6 protein-coding genes are annotated in these 8,485 nt (G+C 64.3%); 2 read left to right on the top strand and 4 right to left on the bottom strand.

Going from position 1 to position 8,485, the window contains the following annotated elements:
- Positions 1-676: hint domain-containing protein (locus AACR77_RS04215; RefSeq protein ID WP_042879938.1), on the bottom strand; the 676-nt coding region annotated here is incomplete at its 3' end.
- A 317-nt stretch (positions 677-993) separates the two neighbouring features.
- Between AACR77_RS04215 and AACR77_RS04210 the strand changes: the two genes are divergently transcribed.
- Together AACR77_RS04210 and AACR77_RS04205 are read left to right on the top strand one after the other, a co-directional pair.
- The gene (locus AACR77_RS04210) at positions 994-2,232 is read left to right on the top strand and encodes a uracil-xanthine permease family protein (RefSeq protein ID WP_042879936.1); all 1,239 of its coding nucleotides are present in this window, start codon (positions 994-996) and stop codon (positions 2,230-2,232) included.
- 144 nt (positions 2,233-2,376) lie between these two features.
- Entirely contained in the window at positions 2,377-3,117 is a 741-nt protein-coding gene (locus AACR77_RS04205; RefSeq protein ID WP_042879934.1) for a dienelactone hydrolase family protein, read from the top strand.
- Between the two features lie 63 nt (positions 3,118-3,180).
- Here the strand turns inward: AACR77_RS04205 and pgl are convergent, their stop codons facing one another.
- The 3 genes from pgl to mscK all read right to left on the bottom strand — a co-directional run bounded on the left by pgl (position 3,181) and on the right by mscK (position 8,284).
- Entirely contained in the window at positions 3,181-4,179 is a 999-nt protein-coding gene (gene pgl, locus AACR77_RS04200; protein ID WP_042879932.1) for a 6-phosphogluconolactonase, read from the bottom strand.
- Positions 4,180-4,236: 57 nt separating this feature from the next.
- Complete coding sequence (locus AACR77_RS04195; RefSeq protein WP_042879930.1) at positions 4,237-4,845, bottom strand: LysE family translocator; 609 nt, start codon at positions 4,843-4,845, stop codon at positions 4,237-4,239.
- A 121-nt stretch (positions 4,846-4,966) separates the two neighbouring features.
- Positions 4,967-8,284: a mechanosensitive channel MscK gene (mscK, locus tag AACR77_RS04190; protein ID WP_042879928.1), complete on the bottom strand. Its 3,318-nt coding sequence runs from the start codon at positions 8,282-8,284 to the stop codon at positions 4,967-4,969.
- Positions 8,285-8,485 lie beyond the last annotated feature (201 nt).

Below are 8,485 nucleotides of genomic sequence, written 5' to 3'. Positions count from 1 at the left end.
CGCCGCTGTTGCTGCCCCCGCCGCCGCTGTTGCTGCCTCCGCTACCACTGTTGCCGCCGCCATCCCCCCCTTTGTTGTGCACGATCAGCCCATTGGCCACATAGCTGTGGCTGCCATCAAGGATCAGGTTGAACAGCGCCGTGGCGGGCGGGGCATCAACCCAGGAGAGGGAGGCCACCGGCAGTTCGACAGGGTGCGGTGCCAGCGCCAGGTTGCCCGCGCTGCCCCCCTCTGACCAACCCAGCAGGTGCATGCCGGTAAAGAGCGGCAGCACGGCGAGGGCCGGGTTTTCGGTGCGGGTCATGGCCGGTGCGATGGCCGCCCAGCCCCGGGTGGTGAGGAAGGGGTGCTCGGCGGTAAAGAAGGGGGGCAGATGATTGAGCCCGTAGAGCCTGCGCGCCCCCAGCGCCACCCGCTCGATGGCCTGGATGCGGTTGCTCTGCCCGTGCCTGTCCCGCACCCGATCGCCGACCCGCAGGGTCTCGATGGGGCGTTCGCAGCCATCGGCCATCAGGATGCGGGTACCGGCAATGAAGCAGGATTTGGCATGGGCCTGGTTTGCCTGCCACTGGTGGTGGTCGAAGTCATAGCTCAGCGGGGTGGCGAACAGGGCCAGGGCGATGGCCGAACCCAGCAGCAGCCGGCGCTGGCTGGGTTTGAATGAGGGCAGTGACATGGGGAACTCCTTGTCGGTGTGGGGTCACGCCTTCGAGTATAGAGAGGGGGTTGGGGGGATATCTGCGTCGACCAGTTGAAAGCCTTGTCATGTCAACTCGCCGGAAAAACGATTGGCGTTGGCCATAAAAGTGCGTAAAATCGCTTCCTCGATGCTTGTAGCAGCGAATCCCGCCTAAAAAGCCAGTTTCATGCCCTCCCCAAGCAGTAAAAGGCAACAAATGACGCCGTTTGGCCCGTTGGCTGCCTTGAAAACGTCTTGTGATGACTGAAAAGTGTCAAATATCCCTGTCAGTTATCAAAAAATTAAGGATACCCATGTTTTCCTTGGTCAAGCAAAGCGTCGCCGGGCTGCAAATTCTGTTTGTCGCCTTCGGTGCCATGGTGCTGGTGCCCCTGCTCACCGGTCTGAACCCCTCCATGGCCCTGCTTGGCGCCGGTGTAGGCACCCTGCTGTTCCAGCTCTGCACCCGTCGTCAGGTGCCGATCTTCCTCGGCTCCAGCTTCGCCTTCATCGCCCCCATCATCTATGCCACCCAGACCTGGGGCCTGCCCTCCACCATGTTCGGTCTGTTTGCCGCGGGCTTCATGTATTTCATCCTGGCGGCCATCATCCGCGCTCGTGGCATGGGCTTCGTGCACAAGCTGCTGCCCCCCGTGGTCATCGGTCCCGTCATCATGGTGATCGGCCTGTCGGTGGCCCAGGTAGCCTGCAACATGGCCATGGGCCGTGCCGGCGGTGAGCAGGTGGTGCCTGCCACCACGGCGCTGACTCTGGCGGGGATCTCGCTGGCGGTCACCCTGATTGCCGCCGTGTTCTGCAAGGGCTGGATCAAGCTCATCCCCATCCTGTGCGGTGTCATCGCCGGTTATGTCTCTGCCGTGCTGATGGGCCAGGTGAGTTTCGACGGCATGGTCAACGCCCCCTGGCTGGCGCTGCCCCACTTCGAGACCCCGGAGATCAACTGGGCCGCGGCCCTCTTCATGCTGCCGGTGGCCATCGCCCCCTGCATCGAGCACATCGGCGGCGTGCTGGCCATCGGCGGCGTGACCGGCAAGGACTACACCAAGGATCCCGGCCTGCACCGCACCCTGGCCGGTGACGGCATCGGCGTCTGCTTCGCCGGTTTCATCGGTGGTCCCCCCGTCACCACCTATGCGGAAGTGACCGGCGCCGTGATGATCACCCGCAACTTCAACCCGATCACCATGACCTGGGCCGCGGTGTTCGCCATCATTCTGGCCTTCTTCGGCAAGTTCAACGCCCTGCTCACCTCCATCCCCATGCCGGTGATGGGCGGCATCATGCTGCTGCTGTTCGGATCCATCGCCGCCATCGGTCTCAAGACCCTGGTGGAGTCCAAGGTGGATCTGGGGCTGTCCCGCAACATCGCCATCGTGGCGGTGACCCTGACCGTGGGTGTCGGTGCGCTGGAGATGAAGATCGGTGACTTCGCCCTGGCGGGCGTGGGGCTGGCCTCGGTGGCAGCCATCCTGCTGAACCTCATCCTGCCCCAGCACTCCGAAACGGGTGCCATGGAGAGCGCCAAGGATTAAGCGCCTGGCTTGCTGTACGTTGAGATGATGAAAAAGAGGCCACCTTCGGGTGGCCTCTCTTTTTTTGCCTGCGTACCACTGAACCCGGGCCCGCATGTGAAGCGGCTACACTCAGGGGCACCATTGACGGGAGAGGACGAAAGGATGAAGAGGGCATGGATCCTGGCCTTGCTGGGGCTGATGGGGAGCGGCGCGGCCGAGGCCGGTGCGGTGCGCTACGAGGTCGAAGGCAAGCCGTTCGAGGGCTATTACCTGGCGGGTACCGACAAGCAGGCCCCTCTGGTGGTGCTGGTGCACGACTGGGACGGGCTCAACGGTTACGAGATCAAGCGGGCCGAGATGCTGGTGGCCCTGGGCTACAGTGTCTTTGCCGTCGATTTGTTCGGTGCCGGGGTCAGGCCGGGCACGGTGGAAGACAAGAAGCGCCTCACCGGGGCCCTTTATCAGGACCGGACCAGGATGCGCTCCCTGCTGCAAGGAGGATTGGCGGAGGCGGGCAGGCAGGGGGGGCGGCTCGACAATGCGGTGGCCCTCGGTTACTGCTTCGGCGGCGCCGCCGTGCTGGAGCTGGCCCGCAGCGGGGCGGATCTCAAGGGGGTAGTGAGCGTACACGGCGGGCTGGAGACCCCGGCCGGGCAGGACTACAAAGAGGTGAAGGGACAGTTGCTTGTCCAGCACGGCAGCGCCGACGAGGCGGTCTCTCTGGGTCAGTTTGCAGCGCTGGTGGCCGAGCTGGAGAGCGCCGGGGTGAAGCACGAGGCGACCAGCTACAGCGGTGCTCCCCACGCGTTCAGCGTCTTTGGCTCGGACAACTACCGCGCCGATGCCGATGCCAAGTCCTGGCAGCGTTTCACCGGTTTCCTGAAGGAGGTGACCGGCTCCTGAGGGGGCCGGCTCACGCAGGCCATGGCAGTGCCATGGCTTTTTTTATGCCCGTTTTTCGCCATCTCAGGGGAGGGCGAGCACCCTCACCCACATGGCCCCCTTGCCCACCTCGCTCCGTGGGCCCGGGGTGAGCTGGCCGCTTTCGGGGTCGATGGCATGCAGCGCCACCTCGTGGGATTGCTGCCCGGTCGCGATGAGCCAGTGGCCGTTGTGGTCGATGGCAAAGCCCCGGGGACAGGCCTCGGTCGGGAAGTGGCCGAGGGGGGTGAGGGCGCCATCTTGGGGGGAGACGCCGAACAGGGTGAGCAGGCTGCTGGCCCGTTCGCTGGTGTAGAGAAAACGTCCATCCGGGGTCAGGTGCAGGTCGGCGCCCCAGCGCTCTCCCTGATAACCCTCGGGCAGCATATCCAGGCTCTCGCGCGCCACTATCTGTCCGTCCGCCTCCCTGTGGTAGCGATTGAGGGTGGCATCGAGTTCGTTGAGGCAATAGAGATCGCCGTTGTCCGGGTGCAGGGCCAGATGGCGGGGTCCGGCGCCGGGGGCGGTGTGAATGTCCCCCAAGGGATGGGGAACCAGCTTCTCGTTCACTAGGGCAAAGCGGCGCACCCTGTCCTCCTTCAGGCAGGCCACCAGCAGCTCCTGCTCCCCGTTTTGCCCCGCAAGCCAGGTGACCGAGTGGGCCGCCATCAGGTGGTCGAGACGCTGGTGAGGGGGCTGCATCCGGCCCGCCTGATCCTGGCGGGAGACGGTGACGTGGTTGAAGGCGTAGGAGGCGGCAAAGAAGAGGCGGCCGCTCCCATCGGTGCAGGTGTGGGAGGCGCTGCCGAGCAGCGGCGCCGAGGTCGGGACCCCGAGCCGCCCATCGGCGGCGATGGGGAAGCTCAGCACCCGAAAATCGGGGCGCACCCCCGCATGGAGCCAGCGCCGGTCCGGGCTGATGACCAGGGGCTGCACCTCGCCGCCGGTCTGCACTTCCTGCAGCGGGGCGAGGGTGCCTGCTTCGAGGCGAAACACATGGATCAACCCGCTCACCGGGTTGGCCACATAGACCACTTGTTGCATTGCATCTCCTTTGCGACGGCCATCCGTCGGGTCAAGGGAAAGGGGAGTCCCGGCGTCTCAGGCGGGGATCAGGATCTCGCGAATGACGGGCACCACTGACAGTACCAGCAGGGCTGCCATCACCTGGTTGAAGCGGCGACGGGCAAGATCGTTTGCCAGCCAGCGCTTGAGCAGGGAACCGCACAGGAGCCAGAGTCCGACGCAGGGGAAAGAGACGATGAAGAAGGTCAGGGCGATGACGAGGTGCTGCTCAAAGGGATCGCTCCCCGTGCTGGTGAAGGCGGCGATGGCGCCGGTGGCGACCACCCAGGCCTTGGCATTGACCCACTGGAACAGGGCTCCCTTGAAAAAGCCGAACGGGCGGGCCCCGTTGCTGTCAGTCATCCCGTCCGTCGGGCGGGCGATGAGCCAGGCAAGATAGAGCAGATAGAGGGTGCCCGCGCACTTGATGAACAAGTGGAGTTCGGGGAAGCGGGTAAAGAGCTGGCCAAAGCCCAGCCCCACCAGCAACAGCATCAGGGTGAAGCCGACGCAGATCCCCATGAGCAGGGGCAGGCTCTTGCGTATCCCGACGCTGGCGCCGGCGCTCATCACCATGATGTTGTTGGGGCCGGGGGTGACCGATGCCGAGATGGCAAAGAGCACCACGGCGTAGAGCGAGTCCATTGGGTTCCTCGTGCAGACAGTCCGTTGTCTTCCCTATATTGGGGGCGATCTGCGCTTTCCAAGGCGGGGGGCGGGCAGAAAAAAAACAGGCCCCGTGACGGGGCCTGTGAAGCGGGCGGGATCAGACGGGCTGGTTCCCCGCCGGCGGCAGCGCCGGGCGGGATTCCACCTTCTGTTCGTCTCCCTGCATGTTCTTGATGTAGACGTCCATCTGGTTGAACGCGATCTCGATGCCATGCTCGCGGAACAGCACGTCGATGCGGCGGTTCAGCTCGTCGATGGCCGGGTTGCGATCCCCCAGCTCGCTCACGAAGAAGCGCAGCTCGTGATCCAGGGTGCTGGGCCCGAAGGTGAGGAAGTAGACGATGGGGGCCGGGTCTTTCAGCACCCGGCTGTTCTCCATGGCGGCCTGCATCAACAGCTTGCGGGTCAGATCCAGATCCGAGCCATAGGCCACCCCGACCCGGGCGATGACCCGGGTGACGGTGTCGGACAGGGACCAGTTGATGAGCCGCTCTATCATCAGCTGCTGGTTCGGGATGATCACCTCCTTGCGGTCGAAGTCGGTGAGGGTGGTGGAGCGGATCCTGATCTTGTTGACCGTGCCCGAGATGGTGCCGATGGTGACGGTGTCGCCGATCCGCACCGGGCGCTCGAACAGGATGATGATGCCGGAGATGAAGTTGGAGACGATCTGCTGCATGCCGAAACCGATACCGACCGAGAGACCGGCGGCCAGCCACTGCAGCTTCTCCCACTGGACCCCGAGCATGGCCAGCGCCGTCAGGCTGCCCACCCCGATCAGGGCGTAGTTGAGCATGGTGGTGAAGGCGTAGGCCGTGCCCTGGGCAAGGCGCAGCTTGGAGAGCACCAGCACCTCCAGCAGGCCCGGCAGGTTGCGGGCCAGCGACAGAGCCGCACCAAACACGAAGAGGCCGGTCAGCACGTCGCTCAGGCTGATGGGATAGAGCACGGCGTTGGCCCCGGTCCCCTCGCTCTTGTGCCACAGCACCACGCTGTCGAGGTAGGTGAAGACCGCCACCAGATCAGACCAGAGCCAGTAGAAGGCGACGCCGAACACCAGCAGCAGCATGATGCGGGTCAGACGCAGGGACTGCTGGCTGACCTCTTCCAGATCCATGGGCTGCTCTTCGATGGCTTCGCCCCCTTCCGCATCCTCCTGGGTCTTGTGTTCCCGCTTGGCGACCGCACGGCGATAGGCCAGACGACGGGCCGCCAGTTCAAGACCGCGCAGGGCGGTGCGATAGACCAGACCCCAGATGATGATGAGGTAGAAGGACTCGATGAGCCTGCCGGTGAGTTTCAGGGCCGTGTAGTAGTAGCCAAGGGCTGCCAGCACCATCAGGGCCACCGGCGCCAGCGCCAGGGCGACGGCGGTCAGGGTCTGCAACATGCTCGCCTCGCCCTTGATGCGGGCACGGGAGATGGGCAGCACCAGGTAGGCGGTCAGCCCCAGCAGCAGCATGGTCATGCCCTGGCCGATGACGTCGTTGCCAAGGGAGGAGGGTTCCACCACCGCCTTGGTCGACAGCATGATGAGGGGCAGCAGGGGCAGCCAGAGGTAGCGCATGCTGTTGCGCTTGGCCTGCAGCTCGTCCCGCGGCATGCGGAAGTGGGTCTCGCCGATGCCCCCCGGTCGCATCACCGACAGGTAGACGCTGAACACCAGGTAGCCGAGGGCCAGGTTCAGGGTGATCTGGAAGATGAGTTTCGGGCTCAGCAGACCGCAATAGGCGAGCAGCAGGCCGGCGGCCAGGATGAAGAGGGTGCCCGGCAGGCGTTGCAGCACGGTGAACAGCAGGGCACGGGGGGTGTGCCACTGGCTGTCCTGACGAAAACGTCCCAGATCCTTGACGATCTTCTTCTGGCGCTCGAGCAGGGTGCCGCGCTTCCACAGCAGCAGGCCCCCCACCAGCAGCAGGGGCAGTGCCAGCAGGGAGACTGCCAGCAGCATGTCGCCCCAACCGCTCCAGTCCGGTTTCAGCACCCAGTCGGAGGCCTGCTTGAAGGCCTGGGCCGGCCAGGTGATGAACCACTTGGCATCGATGGGCTTGTTGCTGCTCACCCAGAAGATGTGCTGCTGCAGGGTGAACTCGATGGAGGCATAGACCCGGGTCAGCTGCTGCTGGGTCAGTTGCAGGCTGATGGCGTTGGTGAGCTGGGCATCCATCTGGCGGTTGAGCTGATCCAGCAGGCCGATGCGGGTGTCGATGAGCTTGGCAAGGCTGGCCCTGTCTTCGTCGCTCACCGTCTCGCCGCTGCTGGCGATGAGGTTGTCCAGATACTGGTTCTTCTGGAACAGCTGGTCACGCTGCTGGCTCAGTTCGAACTGGGCCAGGTGCAGGTCGGCGATCTGCTCCTCCAGGTTCTTCACCAGGGTGGAGGGGGCCGCTTCCAGTTGCTGGTAGAGCTGATAGAGGATGCGCGAGAGCAGCAGGTTGCCCTTGAGCATCTGCACCTGTTCGTTGAGGTTGCGCTCGGTCTGGGTGCCGCGCTCCAGCATGCTCTTCGCCTGCAGGTTCTTCTGGGCCAGGGTATTGAGGCTGTTGGTGGAGCTGATGAGTTGCTGGCTGAGCTGGTAGTTGAGCTCCTGCTCTTTTTGCACCAGGGGGTTGTCTTCGGCGGCCACCAGTTCGCCGGTCTCTTCGGCGGTCTTTTCGGTGTCCCCCAGGCGCTTGGCGCTGCTCTGCTCCTGCAATGCCTGCAGTTTCTGCTCTTCACTGGCGAGGCGGGCACTCTGGTAGTCCCGTTGCTTGACCACCAGATCCTGCATGCTGGTGCGGTTGTCCAGCTCCTTTTGCAGGTTGGCCAGTTGCAGATCCAGCAGGGCCAGTTCGGCATTTAGCTTCATTTTCTCGGCGCTGCTCACCCCGTCCCCGGCGTTGAGGCGGGTGCGGATCTCCTGGCTGCGCTGATAGGCGCGGCTCATGCTGGCCTGGGCCCGCTCCGGCAGGGTCTGCAGGTTGGTGATCTGGCTGCCGATGGTGCCAAGGGCCTCCTGGGCCGCCTGCATGTTGGCCATGATCTCGGGTTGGCGGGCATCGAGCTCCGCCAGGCTCATGGTGGCGTATTCGCTCTTGAGCTGCTCCGGGCTCTTGCCCTGGGTCAGGGCGTCGAGCTTGGCGCCGATCTCCTTGAGCTCTATCGGCAGGGTGCGCAGGCGTTCGCTCTGGGTTTTGGCCTTGCTCTTCTCCTTGTCGATGCTGTCGAGGAGGGAGAGGGTGTCAGTCAGGAACTTCTGGTCCGCCTGCTGGCTGGCCGTGGGGGTGTCCGATTTGCCGAGGGCGTCGAGCGCCCGCTGCACGGTGGCGCGCTGGGGCAGATCCTGCGCCAGGGTGCTCGGGGTCCAGAAGGTGATGAGTAAACAGAGCAGCGGCAGCAGGGTGGCCGAGGCTCTTTTGAAGCGTGTTGAGAGCATAAAGCGTCCGGGTGATTATGCGATGTTCGGGGGATTTGCCACCAGGGTAAAATCCGCGTGGATTCTAGCACCGGCGCAAGAGGGGCAGCAGGGGGAGAGATAAAAAAAAACGGCGCCCGCAGGCGCCGCTTTCATCGGTTCAGGACTGATTACAGTACGTGAACGGAGGCGGTGTTGGTGGTACCGCTCGGTACCAGGGCA

The organism is Aeromonas sp. ZOR0002, assembly GCF_963866995.1.
Taxonomy (GTDB): domain Bacteria; phylum Pseudomonadota; class Gammaproteobacteria; order Enterobacterales; family Aeromonadaceae; genus Aeromonas; species Aeromonas caviae.
The sequence above is the reverse complement of the archived record's forward strand: the minus strand, read 5'-3'. Positions and strand labels throughout refer to the sequence as shown.